This window comes from Photobacterium ganghwense (assembly GCF_003025595.1).
Taxonomy (GTDB): domain Bacteria; phylum Pseudomonadota; class Gammaproteobacteria; order Enterobacterales; family Vibrionaceae; genus Photobacterium; species Photobacterium ganghwense.
This window is the reverse complement of the sequence record NZ_PYMI01000002.1, coordinates 64,062-77,471: the sequence shown is the minus strand read 5'-3', so window position 1 is coordinate 77,471 and position 13,410 is coordinate 64,062. Positions and strand designations below refer to the sequence as shown.

General features: G+C 53.5%; 14 protein-coding genes. 4 read left to right on the top strand and 10 right to left on the bottom strand.

Features of this window, described 5'->3' with window-relative positions:
- The first annotated feature begins 3 nt into the window (after nt 1-3).
- The 4 genes from flgK to C9I92_RS06210 all read left to right on the top strand — a co-directional run bounded on the left by flgK (nt 4) and on the right by C9I92_RS06210 (nt 4,681).
- Nucleotides 4-1,371 carry a flagellar hook-associated protein FlgK gene (gene flgK / locus C9I92_RS06225; RefSeq protein WP_047885079.1) on the top strand — a complete coding sequence of 456 codons (1,368 nt, stop codon included), beginning with the start codon at nt 4-6 and terminating at the stop codon, nt 1,369-1,371.
- A gap of 26 nt (nt 1,372-1,397) precedes the next feature.
- Nucleotides 1,398-2,294 carry a flagellar hook-associated protein FlgL gene (flgL, locus tag C9I92_RS06220; protein WP_047885080.1) on the top strand — a complete coding sequence of 299 codons (897 nt, stop codon included), beginning with the start codon at nt 1,398-1,400 and terminating at the stop codon, nt 2,292-2,294.
- 14 nt (nt 2,295-2,308) lie between these two features.
- On the top strand, nt 2,309-3,364 hold the full coding sequence (locus C9I92_RS06215) for a hypothetical protein (RefSeq protein ID WP_047885081.1): 1,056 nt from the start codon (nt 2,309-2,311) through the stop codon (nt 3,362-3,364).
- A 126-nt stretch (nt 3,365-3,490) separates the two neighbouring features.
- A complete protein-coding gene (locus C9I92_RS06210) occupies nt 3,491-4,681 on the top strand; it encodes a sugar transporter (RefSeq protein ID WP_047885082.1) in 1,191 nt (396 codons plus the stop codon).
- A 128-nt stretch (nt 4,682-4,809) separates the two neighbouring features.
- On the opposite strand, the gene C9I92_RS06205 is transcribed toward C9I92_RS06210, so the two are convergent.
- The 10 genes from C9I92_RS06205 to lafA form a co-directional block, all read right to left on the bottom strand.
- Entirely contained in the window at nt 4,810-5,100 is a 291-nt protein-coding gene (locus C9I92_RS06205) for a hypothetical protein (protein WP_047885083.1), read from the bottom strand.
- A gap of 264 nt (nt 5,101-5,364) precedes the next feature.
- Nucleotides 5,365-6,495 (bottom strand): flagellar motor protein MotB, encoded by a 1,131-nt coding sequence (locus tag C9I92_RS06200; protein ID WP_084712539.1) that lies wholly within the window; start codon nt 6,493-6,495, stop codon nt 5,365-5,367.
- Nucleotides 6,495-7,352: a flagellar motor stator protein MotA gene (motA, locus tag C9I92_RS06195; protein ID WP_047885084.1), complete on the bottom strand. Its 858-nt coding sequence runs from the start codon at nt 7,350-7,352 to the stop codon at nt 6,495-6,497. The genes C9I92_RS06200 and motA overlap by 1 nt, the downstream gene beginning before the upstream one ends.
- A gap of 8 nt (nt 7,353-7,360) precedes the next feature.
- Nucleotides 7,361-8,089, bottom strand: a complete 729-nt coding sequence (locus C9I92_RS06190; RefSeq protein ID WP_047885085.1) for a FliA/WhiG family RNA polymerase sigma factor — start codon at nt 8,087-8,089, stop codon at nt 7,361-7,363.
- 7 nt (nt 8,090-8,096) lie between these two features.
- Entirely contained in the window at nt 8,097-8,582 is a 486-nt protein-coding gene (locus tag C9I92_RS06185) for a flagellar basal body-associated FliL family protein (RefSeq protein ID WP_047885086.1), read from the bottom strand.
- A 52-nt stretch (nt 8,583-8,634) separates the two neighbouring features.
- Entirely contained in the window at nt 8,635-9,843 is a 1,209-nt protein-coding gene (locus C9I92_RS06180) for a flagellar hook-length control protein FliK (RefSeq protein ID WP_053061812.1), read from the bottom strand.
- 3 nt (nt 9,844-9,846) lie between these two features.
- On the bottom strand, nt 9,847-10,161 hold the full coding sequence (locus tag C9I92_RS06175) for a hypothetical protein (RefSeq protein ID WP_047885087.1): 315 nt from the start codon (nt 10,159-10,161) through the stop codon (nt 9,847-9,849).
- Entirely contained in the window at nt 10,154-10,543 is a 390-nt protein-coding gene (gene fliS, locus C9I92_RS06170) for a flagellar export chaperone FliS (RefSeq protein WP_047885088.1), read from the bottom strand. The genes C9I92_RS06175 and fliS overlap by 8 nt, the downstream gene beginning before the upstream one ends.
- Nucleotides 10,544-10,555: 12 nt before the next feature.
- Entirely contained in the window at nt 10,556-11,896 is a 1,341-nt protein-coding gene (gene fliD, locus C9I92_RS06165; protein ID WP_047885089.1) for a flagellar filament capping protein FliD, read from the bottom strand.
- Between the two features lie 552 nt (nt 11,897-12,448).
- Complete coding sequence (gene lafA, locus C9I92_RS06160) at nt 12,449-13,321, bottom strand: lateral flagellin LafA (protein ID WP_047885090.1); 873 nt, start codon at nt 13,319-13,321, stop codon at nt 12,449-12,451.
- Between the last annotated feature and the right edge of the window lie 89 nt (nt 13,322-13,410).

Genomic DNA, 13,410 nt, shown 5'->3' with positions numbered 1-13,410 from the left:
GCCATGTCCATGATTAACATCGCGTTGTCTGGCCTCAATGCCAACAAAGTCGCGCTTGATGTGACCGCCCAGAATGTGGCGAACGTGAACACCCCGGGTTACAGCCGGCAACAGGTACTGACCAGCTCGCTGGGCGGCCAGGGGCGCCACAGTGCCGGAGGGGGCGTGGAAGTCACCAGCATTCGCCGTGTGGCCGATCAGTTTCTGGTCAAGCAAACCTGGCAGACCAACAGCCAGGCCGCGTATTCTTCGCGCTATTTGTCGAACATGAGCCAGCTGGAAAGCCTGTTGGGCGCGGATGCGTTCAGCCTGTCTGGCGGACTGGATACATTGTATGCGGCGCTCAACGATGCCACGGTGAAACCACAGTCGATTCCGTTGCGCCAGCAGGTGATTAACGAAGCAGAAGCGCTGTCACGCCGTTTCAATACGCTGACCGAATCACTTCACGCTCAGCACAAAAACATGAGCGATCAGCGGGGTGCGGCGGTAGAGCATGCCAACAGTCTGCTTAGCAATCTGGCTGATGTGAACCGCCAGATTGTTGAAGCTTCAGCGACCAGCGGTAATGCCGCGCAGCTGCTGGATACCCGGGAAAACCTGATTGGCGAGCTGTCGAAGCTGATGGACGTCAGAACCACAGAACAACCGGACGGCAGCCTGCAGGTGACCCTGGCTTCCGGCCAGCCACTGGTACTGGGCTCGGAAGCCGCTCAGCTGAATACGGTGCCTGACAACACAGATCCTTATCTGGCGACGCTCAATCTGGAATTTTCCGGCCAGCATTTTCCGGTGAACGGAAAAGTCGGCGGGCAGTTGGGGGCGATTGATGATTATCAGTTGGAGACCCTCAAGCCCAATTTGGCAGCATTGAATGATATGGCTGCGAACCTGGCGGACGAATTCAACCGCGTGCTGGCTACCGGTAAGGATCTGAACGGCAATCAGGGGGCACCGCTGTTTACCTACAACCCGGCTAATCCGGCAGCCAGTCTGACGGTGGCCGATTTGTCTCCGGAAGACCTGGCGTTTTCAGCTGATGGTACGCCGGGCAACAGCGAAGTGCTGCAAAAGCTGGTGGCGATTGGTAACCAGTCTTTTGCCATCAGTGGGTTTGGCAATGTCACCATCAATGATGCGTTTACTTCGATGGTTGGCGAGACCGCCATTAAAACCCGTCAGGCCAGTGCCGATCACAAGGCAGCAGAAAGCCTGAATAAGCAAGCGCTGGCAGCCCGCGACAATCTGAGTGCGGTAAACAGTGATGAAGAAGCCGCAAATCTGATGGTGTTTGCCAATGCCTATCAGGCCAACATGAAAGTGATCAGTACCGCCAATCAGATGTTCGATACGGTCTTGCAGCTATTTTAACGGCGTCGCACAGAAAAGGTGATGAAATGAGAATCAGTGATACCCAGTTCAGTCAGATGATGCTGCAAAGTTTGCAAAGCAATAATGCCGGGCTGGGCGAAGTTCTGCAGCAAATGTCAACGGGCAAGCGTCTGACGAAGCTTTCTGATGCGCCCATCGACTCGATCAAATTATTGAACCTGGAACGTGAAGGACAGGCGCTGGATCAGTACCGCAATAACATCAGCAATGTTAAAACGACGCTGTCGAGCCAGGAAACGTATCTGGACGCCGCCAATGAGAGCCTGAAAAGTATGCGGGATCTCGTGCTGTGGGGCGCAAATGAATCGCTCAGTGAGGATGACCGAATTGGGATTGTCACCGAACTGGAAAGCCTGCGTGATAGCCTGGTGTCGACCTTTAATGCTCAGGACGAGGAAGGCAATTATCTGTTTTCCGGTACCCAGACCGATCAGCCGTCACTGGTTGCCGCCGGTAGCGACTATGTCATCAACGGCAATAACGATAAACGCGTAGTGACGGTGGCGAAAGGGGTGACCATGGAATCCAATGTCACGGCTGGTGAAATCCTTGAGCTTGGCGGCGACAACATCATCAACCGCATCGATAAGGTGATAGCCGAGTTCAAACAGCCAACCGCGGCGTTTCATGATGAAGTGAACAGTGCGCTGAATGCGGTTGATGCGACGCTGTCCAATGTGCTGGAAGCAATGACGACCATCGGTGGTCGTCAGAACAACCTGGATTTGCTGGAAAACAGCCACAGTGAAAACAAACTGTTTGTCGACAAGGTCTCGGGTGATCTCGAAGCGCTGGACTACGGCGAAGCGTCGGTCAGGCTGAATAATTACATCAGTGCGCTACAGGCCACGCAGGCCAGTTATATGAAAATTAATGAACTATCGTTGTTCGGACAGCTGTAAGAGGGCAGGGACGTATGGTTAATGCAACGGCTGACGTTGGCCCTCAGAGCGTCCGGCTGGCCGGACAAGGTCAAACCACCATTACCCCGTCGGCCGTGACGGAACGTTCCGCTGCTGAGGTGCCGGCCACTCGTCCGGCCCGGATGGTATCAGCGCCGCAGGGACATTTTTCAGTCTCCAAAGCCGTGTTGGCAAAAGGTCAGCACCAGGCGACAACAGTGCAGGTGGCGCAGCAGGCGCTGCTGCAGGTCGGGCGAGAACTGCAATCGATGAAGCGAGTTCTGGCACAGTCTTTGAGCAGCCAGCAACCGGCACCGCCATCGTCGAATGACAAGCTGGCACACAGCCAGCAGGTTATTCGTCACACTCTCGACAGTGCCCGCACGCAGGAAGGGCGGGTCTTGGATGCTCAACTGAAGGTTCAGCTGAACGGTCAGGCCGGCCGCGCTTTTACCATTCCCGGCCTGAACCTGACCCGGTTACGCCATCAGGCAGAGCAGCTCAGGCTCGATTTTCCGCAAGCGGGGGCCGTTACCCTGCAGTTTGATCCACGACTGGATGACAAACAGCTGGTACGCCAACTCGATCGGAATTTGATTCCGCTGGGAATGCGGGCAGCCGCCACGGATGGCGGCGAATTGGTGTTTAAAACGACAGACAGTGCGTATCTGCAGATGCATCAGCAGGTGCTGGTTACCGGGCAGGGACATCGATACCCGGCAGGGCAACCCAATCAGATCCGTCTGCAACCTGAACCTGAAGGGGTTGAAGACCTGTCCATCAGCACGGCGCACCGTGACGGTATCCGTCAGACCCTCAGTAAAGTGAATCTGCATCTGCGCCAGGTTCAGCAGAGCCTGGATGATATTAAAGCCTACCAGGCTCAGTTGGCGCAGCAAATGGAGCAACAACTGGAAAGGCTGGGCACTCAGGGCGATGTGGCTGCCGCTGAAGGCCGACTGAGCCATTTATCCGCCCAGTTTTCCGGTGGGTTCAGCGCGACCTATCAGGCGATCACGGCGCAGGCCAATGTTCACCGACACACAGTGGTTGCCTTGCTGCGCAGCTGAGGCCCGTCTTTGGGATGTGCCAGCGAATGAAAACCAGCCTGCCGGCTGGTTTTGTCTTTCATTTACACCGAAAGGGCGAGACAATCCCCGCCTCCTGTTCTCTTCTGTTTATCTCTTTTTAAAACTATGACGTTATCTGCTGCCGTGACGAATGAGCCTTCGCGCCATCGTCAGTATTTGCGTGTGTTCGCGCTGGGCTTTAGTGCCTTTATCTTTAATACCACTGAGTTTGTGCCGGTCGGGTTGTTGTCTGACATCGCCCGTGATTTTGACACGACGCCGGCTACTACTGGTTGGATGCTGACAATTTACGCCTGGATTGTGGCTTCCATGTCGCTACCCATGATGATGCTGACCAGCCATATTGAGCGCAAAAAGCTCCTGTTGATGGTCTTCACCCTGTTTATTGTGAGCCATGGTTTCTCGGTCATTGCCTGGAATTTTGAAATGCTGGTAGCCAGTCGGATCGGTATTGCCTTTGCACATGCTGTGTTCTGGTCGATTACCGCTTCTATCGCGATTCGGGTAGCACCGCCGGGTAAGAAAACGCTGGCACTCAGCGTGCTGGCGACCGGTACCTCGCTTGCGATGGTGCTCGGGGTGCCATTGGGTCGGATTATTGGTCAATGGCTGGGTTGGCGAACCACCTTTGGGGTGATTGCTGTCGTGGCGTTGCTGATCATGATGGCGCTGTTCAGGCTGTTGCCGCCATTGCCAAGTCTTTTCACCGGCTCGATGAAAAAACTCCCGGAATTGCTGCGTAAGCCAACGTTGATGGGGCTGTACCTGTTTATCTTTCTGATCTTTACCGCTCATTATTCGGCGTACAGCTACATTGAGCCTTTTATGAAAGGGATTGGCGAGGTAAGTGAGCACTTCACTACTTTCCTGCTGCTTCTGTTTGGTATTGCAGGCATTCTGGGCAGCGTCATTTTCGGTTACTGGGGAGAGAAGGCCAATACCCGCCTGCTCGTTGGTAACACGGTGGTTGTGATGGTGTGTATGGCACTGTTGCTGCTGGCTGTTTCACATCCCTGGACAATCAGTACCGTGCTAGTGTTCTGGGGTACGGCGCTAATGATTGTGTGTCTGGCGATGCAGGTCAAGGTACTCAATATCGATACTCATGCTTCTGATATGATCATGTCGATGTTCTCTGGCATCATCAATCTGGGCATTGGCGCCGGGGCACTGATTGGCAGCAAAGTAATCCAGTGGCGTTCGCTGGAGGAAATTGGTTACGTCGGGTCTGGGTTTGCGTGCCTGTCTTTGGTGTTGATAATGGTGTTGTTGATGAGGTTCCCTACCATACGCTGAGTCAGGTGAATTCAGCCGGTCGACACATGGACTATGCTGGCCATAAAAAATCCGAGGGTGTGCTTGCCCCTCGGGTTTTTTTTGCCGGTAATCCGGTAAAAGACCGGTAGCCCGAAGATAAGACCTCGTCAGGCCAGAAAAAAGAAATACAGAAAACAGATAAATGCCAGCAATGTGGCAGACAGGGTCGGGTACACAATATAAGAATCATCCCGGCGGTTGGCCCGCTGAAAACACAAGAAGGTCAGGATGACGTTATAGAACACCAGCAACAGGCTGATGAGCGTACCTTGTCGTAGCGTGAGGGCGTTCAGCTTCAGGAGAAACATTGCCAGAAGGCAATAATCTATCACAATCAGCCAGAGAAAGGTTTTTTGCAGGGTATCGGGTCTGCGTGTCCGTCGTTCAATGTGCGCCATGGTTGACCTGTCTGACTTCCTTGAAAATACGGTGGCGATTATAACCGTGTAGCGGAGGGTGCAAAGTCACTGTTTATTCCACAATGGTTGAATGGTGTCAAAAAATCCCTTTGTCCCCATTCAGTTCCACAAGTTTATGTTTACTGCCTGATTCATGTTTACTGTCCTCAGCGGTTCCGAACGCTATGTTCTGAACGCTATGTTCCGAACGTTAAGTATTGATTGTTATGCATAGAACGTTCGGAACATGTCCAACCGGTCGGCTCAGGAAAGCGGTGATGGTTGGCTAATTCTAGCGGTGAGTAAGTGCACCTCTGCCTGATGAGTTGCCTGAATATGTCCTGGCCCCTGATCTGGCCCAAGCCCCTTATCTAGAACCAGGCCTGGCTCCTGATCCGGCATCGACGTGGCCGCTGGCTGACGGTATGAATCGCTGACCGGGTGGTTTTGAACCAACTGGCGTCGGAGCACCGGCTGGTTCTGCTCTGCAGCCTGGCGCGCTTTATTGACCGGGTTATCCGGTTTTTTGCTGCCAAACAGGGTGTCGAGCACCTGAGCTGCCGGTGTCGTCAGAATAAACAGTTCAATCCGGCGGTTTTCGCTTGCATCCGGCTCTTCATGATTGAGCAGGGCGCGATCTGACATACCAGCCACCTGCAGTACCCGGTTCTCGGGCATACCGCCAGCGATGAGTGTCTGGCGTGCCACGTTGGCGCGTGAGGCAGACAGTTCCCAGTTAGATTTACTACTGAAATGACCTTTAAAGCGGGTAGCATCGGTGTGCCCGCTGATGATCAGCTGGTTACTGATCTGTTTGAAAATCGGGGCAATGGCCAGCAGCAGATCTTCGAAAAACGGTGTGAGCTGGGCTCCGCCCCGACTGAACATGTTCTGGCGGAAATCGTCCTGCAAAATGATCCGCAGTCCCTGTGGGGTAACATCTACCATTACATTGCCTTGGGCGGCAGCCTGCTTGGCCATTTCTACTACTACTTCAGCCAGCAGCGTCAGCTGTTCCTGAGTTTCAAAACTGCCGGGGATCAGGGCATCGCTTTCCGGTCCGTCACCGTTGCCGTCAAAAAAGGAGGTGATAGTCTGCGCGGCATCGTGAGAGCTGAGATCGGCGGCTTCACCGCCGAAATCAATCGGAGAAAGGCTGTTGGCAGTATCGAAAGGGTTACCGGCACCTTCGTCAAAAATGCTGGAGCTGTTCAGGTAAGCGACGATGGCCCGCCGCTCTTTCTGATCCACCACCTGTAGTAGCCACAGCACCAGGAAAAGGGCCATAAGAGCAATCATGAAATCAGCAAACGCCACTTTCCATGCGCCTCCATGATGTTCTTCATGGTGCCGGTTACTGGCGCGTTTAAAGACGATGTGCTCTTGTTTTTGCATTACCCCTCCTGATCAGCCAGCCATTTCTCCATGTCGTTGAAGGAAGGTTTGATGTCCAGCTGGATATGTTTTCGTCCGGCATCGATAGCGAGTAAGGTTGGTTTTTTTGCTACGTATGCCACCAAAGTTGCGCGGGTACATTCAAAAGCGGTCATATCACGTTTTACGCGCTGCGCCATGGCATTACTGGCTGGGTCAAAAATGCAGTAACAACCGAAAATACCTAAGAATGTGCCCACCAGAGCGGCTGCAACGTGGTAGCCAATCATCGCGATGGAACCATCAATCGCCTGCATGGTGATGATGATGCCCATAACGGCTGCCAGGATACCGAATCCCGGCAGGGCTTCCGCGGTACGTTGCAGTGAGCGGGAAGGCAACAGCAAATCCTGCTCGATAGCCGCAATTTCCTGCTCCAGCAGTCCCTCTAACTCAAAAGGCGACATCTGCCCCATTGCCATTAAACGCAAATTGTCGGTAATAAACGACACCAGTTGCGGATGCTCTGCGACCAGCGGGTAGCGGTGAAATAGCTCACTATTGGCCGGGTCTTCGATGTGGCGATCCAGCGACTTGAAACCGCTGGTGCGAATGTTTTCCAGCAACACTTGCAGCAGAGCCATGAGCTGCATGTAAAACTCTGATTCATCCTTGCGGGGGGATAACACCTCACGCAATTGGCTGCGCATGTCTTTGAGCACATGAGGTGGGTTGCCAATGATCAGGGAGCCGATGGCCGCACCAGCAATGATCAGCAGTTCCGCCGGTTGCCAGATAGCGGCCAGCTTGCCCCCGGCCCAGAGGTAACCGCCAAAGACGCAGAGAATGATAATCAGGGCACCTGTAAACTTTTGCATGGGATCTCCTAAGACGACAGGTATTGGTTTAACTGTTTCAGCGCCTGTTTGTGCAGCTGACAGATGCGGGGTGGGGTCAGATTCAGTACCAGGGCAATTTCATGCAGGTTCATATCATGCTGATAGAACAGCGTGAGCAGCAGTTGCTCCCGTTGCTTCAGTTTGGTCAGTGCAACTTCAAGGGTTCGCTTTATCTGCTCGTGCTGAATGGCATCCTGATGGTTGTCGTGGGCCATATCCGCCCCGTTTTCAATCAGTTGATCCAGGCTTTGCATTTCGCTCGCCAGACTGGCGTGAAGCCGCTGCTGGTAATCTTCTTTATCTGTACCCAGTGCCTCAATGATCTCGGCTTCGCTCGGCTGGCGGCCAAGCTGCTTGGTGAGATCACGGGTGATGTCATTGAGCTCGTGGGCCTGCTGACGGGTTTGACGAGAGCGCCAGTCCAGACGACGTAATTCATCCAGAATGGCACCGCGAATCCGGCACACGGCGAAGGCCGGAAAATTCGGGTCATCCACATTTTCATAGCGGCGGGCCGCTTCGAGCAGACCGAGCATGCCCAATTGCTGCATATCTTCCAGGCTGCAATGGGTACTGGTATGGCTACGCAGCTGATTCACCACGCGTTTAACCAGAATCAGGTGTTTGCGTATCAGGCGGTCTTCGTTGAACGCCGGACGCTGAGCGCTGACAGGCTGCTCGGCGCAATAATGATCGGCAGGGTTCATATCAAGCATGGTAGCCTCACTGGATCACGTACTTGGTGAGCAGGACATCGTCGATATCTCGCGCGATGTGGGTGTCGGCGAATGCCGTCAGCAGGGTTTGTTTGACTTCTTCCTGCAGGGCATCAATGGTTGGCTGGTTTTGCAGCTCTTCATACGTTTTGTTGCTAAACAGCTTCAGCAGGGCATTGCGTACCACCGGCATGTAGTTGTCGATGTTTTTAATGCGCTCTGGCTGGTAGGTTGCAATGGCCAGTTCCAGCATCACGAAGTGCGTCTGGCGGCTGCCTTTGACACTCAGTACCAGTTTGTCCAGAGAATGAAACACCGGTTGATCGGATGGGGCTTCCTCAGTCTGAAAACTGAAGGTAGTCAACATCTCGTCCAGGTTGAACTGGCGGTGGTTTTTCATGTACCAGACCGTCCCGGAAAAGGTGAGCGCCGAAGCAATGACGCTTATCAGCAGCGAGGCGAAAAGCAATGTAGTGATTTGTTTTTTGGTCATGAATGCAAGTCCTTACTTGGCGGTCTTTGGTTGGCCGATAAAAGCGACACGCTTAGGCGGTCAGGGACAGCCAGTGATCTGAAGAAGTCTGCTCACTGTGTTCAGCGGTGTCGTTCGCCTGCCGAACCCATGGCTGGAAACTTTCATCTTCCGGTTGTGAGGAAGAGTGTGACGAGCTCTGATCACCCTGGCCGACATTCACATCGACGTGCACAAACTGTTGCTGCTGAAGCTCGGCACGCAGTCGTTCAGAGACCTGTACCAGAGCATCCCGAACGGCTGCATTGTTAGCATTCAGCTGAATGTTGAGTCGATCACCTTCCACGCGCACCAGCAAATCCAGTTTGCCCAAATCCGGCGGATCGAGACGGATACGGGCTTCCTGAAGGTGCTGAGTAGCCTGAAGAGAAACTTTGTCGTGCAGTACTTGCAGCATCTGTTCGCCCCATTTGGCAGGTTGGCTGCCGTCAAGGTGCATGGCTGCCCAAGTCACGGGACCGGCTGCCTGAGCGGGCATTGTCGGACCGGCACCAGTTGTGCCTGCACTGCCCAGCGAGCCGTGCAATGAGTTATGTAATGAGCCATGTAATGAGTTATTGGCCGTGCCGAGGGTGTCGGTGAATGTGGCGGTTCTGTCCGCTCCCGGCAGCAGGGTATCGCTCAGCCCGTTGCTTACACTGCGCTGGCTTGCCAGCATCCCATCTGTCAGAGGTGTACCCGAAAATGTTGAACCCGGCGATGTGCCGGATGTCCAGCCATTAGGGCCTGTACTGGTCAGCCCATTGCTGGCGCTGACGGCGTCAGCAGATAAGGAACCTGTCATCAAGAAGCCAGCAGTGAGGCCTGTCGGCATGGCTGTGCCAACCGTCGTGGCGGACATGACGCCGGGAACGGCTGCTATCTCTCCTGACATAGCTGATGTTGCTTGTCCTGCATAATTCCCGGTATGTGGCGATGCCTTCGGATTCGCTGGCATCGAATGAGAGGCAGACATACCGGCAGCAGGCGTATCGGCGGCAGATGAATCATCCTCGGCAGTACGGGAGTTTCGTTCAGCCGATGCGTGTGCTTTATCATTGCGGGTGGCGTTGTCCGATTGCTTGCGACGCTGAGCTATCTCGCGTGCTGACGAAAAACTGTCATGTCCGGCTTCAGGCACCGGGCTTTTTTTCGGGCTGAACGCATTTTTTAGACCCAGGCCTTCGGATACCGAGCCGGATATTGCGTTGGAGCCATTGTTAGGAAGAATGGAAGTCTGCATCCTTTACTCCATGTTCAGAGCCAGTTGATAGGCTTCAAAGCGCTCTTTCTGATCGCCGGTGGCAGCGATCTGGATCTGGACTTCCTCTCGGGCTTCCGAAAGGGCCTGCATCGCGCGTTGGTGTTCCAGTTGCAGACGTGCCAGTTCAGCCTGAATCTCGGGATTCAGGCCGGATTGCCGATACTGTTGACGGCATGCTGTCAACAGACGGCGAAGCTTCAGATCGGTCTGGCTCAGCACTTGCCAATCCTGTCGCTGTGCGGCCAGGAATAGCTGCTGGCGACACTGTTTCAGCATGGCGGCAGTGACATTAAACATGCGTACCGAACCCTTCCCAGCCTTCACGGATATTGGTCATGACCTTTTCGACGTTGTCGAGGCGGTTCAGATCGTTGTTGAGGCTGGCGCGGAACAGTTCAAACTGGGCAAACTCGTACAGATCGTGAAGGTTGACTGCAATTTCTCCGCCTTGTTCCATATCCAGCGCACTGTCCAGACCCGTCAGAATGTTCATACACTTATTGATCCCCGTGCCTTTTTCGGCAAACCGCTTCGCGATGATGTGGCCTTTGATTCGTACCAGTTCATCCATAAAACCGTTAATCAGCATCAGTACCAACTGATGCGGGGAAGCAGAGGCAGCCTGGGCATCCAGATCAACTTGCTGGTAAGAGTTAAAACCGGAATCTTGCATTAACATAAAAAGGGTCCTTTACATTGCGAACAGACCGCTGGTCTGATTCATTTGAGTCATGATTTGATTCATCTGGGTGAACTGGGCCAGGTAACGGTCGTACGCCATGTCATATTTGCGCTGCAACGCTTCCTGTTTGGTGTCAATTCGTGACAGGTTCTGCTTAATCGCGTCTTTTCGAGATGAAAACAGGCCACTGGAAAATTTCAGGTACGGCTCCATAGCACTGTCCAGCGAGTCGAACAGGTTACCGTCGCCGTTGAACATGGCTTCCAGTGCGGCACCGTTGTTCTGTTGCGCTGCCGTAAAGCGTTTTTCATCCAGTTCCAGCTTGCCTTCCCGATTGATACTCAGGCCCACTTCCATCAGGCTTTTGCCTTCAAACTGACTGCGCAGAACGTTATTGAGCTGGCTTTCAATTGAACGGGTAGTCGGGTCTCCGGCCAGTGCGCCCCGTTTGCTGTCTTCTGAGCCGGTTGAGGTCAGGCGATCGATGGTTGAGACCAGGTTGTTGTAGGCGTCAATGAAGGTGTTGAGCTGCTCTTTAGTCGCTTCGCTGTCGGCGGCAATACCCATGCTAATCGGTGTGTCACCGGCGCTCTGGGCCTTGTTAACGGTGATATCGACACCATCAATGACACCGCTGAAGGTATTGCTGCCGTTGGTCAGTTTCAGTCCGCTGCCTTGTGGCCCCAGCCAGATCACAGCATCCTGTGGGGTACTGATATCCGTGGTATTGGTAAAGGCGTCGTCGAACCAAGCCTGGCCGGTGCCCGAGGCGGACACCTGAATCGTATTGGCGACGCCGGTTTCGGTACTCGACAGCATGAAATGGGTTTCGCCATCTGCGCGAACCAGCGTGGCATTCACCCCTTTGTTATTGCTGTTGGTGTTGATTGCGGTAGCAAGTTCCGCCATGGTGGCTTTCCCGTCGCCGTCGTTGTCGACGGTGGAGAGATCAACCGAGAATGTTTCGCCGTCAATGGTGAAGTCCAGCGTACCTGTTGTCGGAATCTCGGTCGTTGACGTGATCCCCGCTGGCATACCGGTCGACATCTGATGCGCGGTGGCGACCTGCTCTACGAAAATCTGGTAGTTACCGGTCAGGGCGTTGGCATTGGTGCTGGCGGTAAAAAAGCCTTCTTCGCTCAATGTGGCTGCGTTCGTGATAATGCCCGACGTGGCCGTATTCATCTTGTTGACCGCGGTGCGGAACTCCCGCAGCGCGGTTTCTACCTCACCCAGCGCTTTCAGCTGGCTCTGGTATTTATCAGCCTGGAGCTGGTAACGCGTCTGGAAAGGTTTGACATCTAGGGTGGCGAACTGGGTTGCCATTGAAATTGGATCCATTGAGCTCATGTCAGCACTCCTAATTGAGATAGTGTTGTTTGGCAATAACCGTGCCAGCTTTAAACTGCATTTAAGTAATAAAAATCAGCTGTTTACGCACAATAAACACTCGGCGCGGAAGTGAAGCTTCCGCTATTCGCTTCCGCCTGTGGGTTCCGCTGATTCCGCTTTCCTGTCTTTGCTTCGTCTCCAGAGAGCGGGGGTTGATTCTCAAATACAATGGGAAAGCGTTGATTTTGCTGGTGTCACCAGGCAATGAGGCGACCAGAGCGCTGCGGGAATTAACCGTTAAGCGACCGAACGGAACTGGCATCACAGGGGGCAAAGCAGGCGGGTGTGATATCAGGCAATGTGCACAGTGAACAACTAACAGTGGGCAATGCAAAATGCACTGGCTTTGGGGAAAACTTAATTTCAGTCAATTGCTTACAGGTGTCGCGTGTCGATAGTCAAAGTGAAAAATGAAGAAGGTAAACCGGACGGGTACATGGGTCAGCTGATGTACAAAAAACAAAGCCTCCGTTAAGGAGGCCTTGCCAAAGGAGTGTCTGAGCGACTTGATTAACGCAGCAGTGACATTGCCATACCTGGCAGCTGGTTAGTCTGAGACAGAACGGTAGTACCGGCTTGCATCAGCATCTGGTTTTTGGTCATGTTTGATGACTCCACTGCAAAGTCAGTATCCATGATACGGCCTTTTGCAGCAGAAGTGTTTTCTACCATGTTGCCCAGGTTAGTGATGGTGTGCTCCAGACGGTTGATATTCGCACCCAGTGCTGAACGTGCAGCACCCAGATCAGCCAGCAGACCAGCATCACCTTTTGCGCCTGTCAGTGTTGTCAGTGCCGTTTGAGCGTTAGCTTCTGAAGTCAGATCACCCAGAGCCAGAGTACCTTTAGTACCAACAGTGGTATTGATCTTCTGAACTTCTGTAGACACATTCACTGCCAGCTGATCGCCAGCGTTGGTGCCGATTTGGAAGTTCACTGCTGCAGCTTCAAAAGCACCGCCGCCGTCAGCCAGTAGGGTGCGACCACCAAAGCTGGTAGAAGCCATAACATTAGCCAGTTCTTCACCCAGTTGCTGGTATTCTGCATTCATGGCTGTACGGTCAGTCGCCGTCACAGAACCGTTTGATGCCTGAGTTGCCAGGTCATTCATGCGGTAAACGATGTTAGTCATTTCGTCCATCGCACCTTCGGCAGTCTGCATCATCGAGATGCCGTCCTGGGCGTTGCGCATTGCCATAGACATGCCGCGAGACTGTGCGTCCAGACGGTTTGCAATCTGCAGGCCTGCTGCGTCATCAGCGGCTGAGTTTACACGGTAACCGGTGCTCAGACGTTCCATCGCTGTGTTCAACAGGTTAGACGTATTGTTCAGGGTGTTTTGAGTAACCAGTGACGCGTAGTTAGTGTGCATTGATAGAGCCATGATAGTTCTCCTCGTTCAAATCTATCTGGATGTTTTCCTGCTCAACCACTGTATGCGGACGTCTTCTGGCGATGATTAATCAAGAATTA

Excerpts from the sequence above, each read along its gene's own strand:
- fliD (WP_047885089.1), bottom strand. The coding sequence starts at position 11,896 with ATGAGCTCAATGGATCCAATTTCAATGGCAACCCAGTTCGCCACCCTA.
- flgK (WP_047885079.1), top strand. The coding sequence starts at position 4 with ATGTCCATGATTAACATCGCGTTGTCTGGCCTCAATGCCAACAAAGTC.
- C9I92_RS06210 (WP_047885082.1), top strand. The coding sequence starts at position 3,491 with ATGACGTTATCTGCTGCCGTGACGAATGAGCCTTCGCGCCATCGTCAG.
- flgL (WP_047885080.1), top strand. The coding sequence starts at position 1,398 with ATGAGAATCAGTGATACCCAGTTCAGTCAGATGATGCTGCAAAGTTTG.
- C9I92_RS06200 (WP_084712539.1), bottom strand. The coding sequence starts at position 6,495 with ATGCAAAAACAAGAGCACATCGTCTTTAAACGCGCCAGTAACCGGCAC.
- lafA (WP_047885090.1), bottom strand. The coding sequence starts at position 13,321 with ATGGCTCTATCAATGCACACTAACTACGCGTCACTGGTTACTCAAAAC.
- C9I92_RS06205 (WP_047885083.1), bottom strand. The coding sequence starts at position 5,100 with ATGGCGCACATTGAACGACGGACACGCAGACCCGATACCCTGCAAAAA.
- C9I92_RS06175 (WP_047885087.1), bottom strand. The coding sequence starts at position 10,161 with ATGTTTAATGTCACTGCCGCCATGCTGAAACAGTGTCGCCAGCAGCTA.
- C9I92_RS06180 (WP_053061812.1), bottom strand. The coding sequence starts at position 9,843 with ATGCAGACTTCCATTCTTCCTAACAATGGCTCCAACGCAATATCCGGC.
- C9I92_RS06190 (WP_047885085.1), bottom strand. The coding sequence starts at position 8,089 with ATGCTTGATATGAACCCTGCCGATCATTATTGCGCCGAGCAGCCTGTC.
- fliS (WP_047885088.1), bottom strand. The coding sequence starts at position 10,543 with ATGTTAATGCAAGATTCCGGTTTTAACTCTTACCAGCAAGTTGATCTG.
- motA (WP_047885084.1), bottom strand. The coding sequence starts at position 7,352 with ATGCAAAAGTTTACAGGTGCCCTGATTATCATTCTCTGCGTCTTTGGC.
- C9I92_RS06185 (WP_047885086.1), bottom strand. The coding sequence starts at position 8,582 with ATGACCAAAAAACAAATCACTACATTGCTTTTCGCCTCGCTGCTGATA.
- C9I92_RS06215 (WP_047885081.1), top strand. The coding sequence starts at position 2,309 with ATGGTTAATGCAACGGCTGACGTTGGCCCTCAGAGCGTCCGGCTGGCC.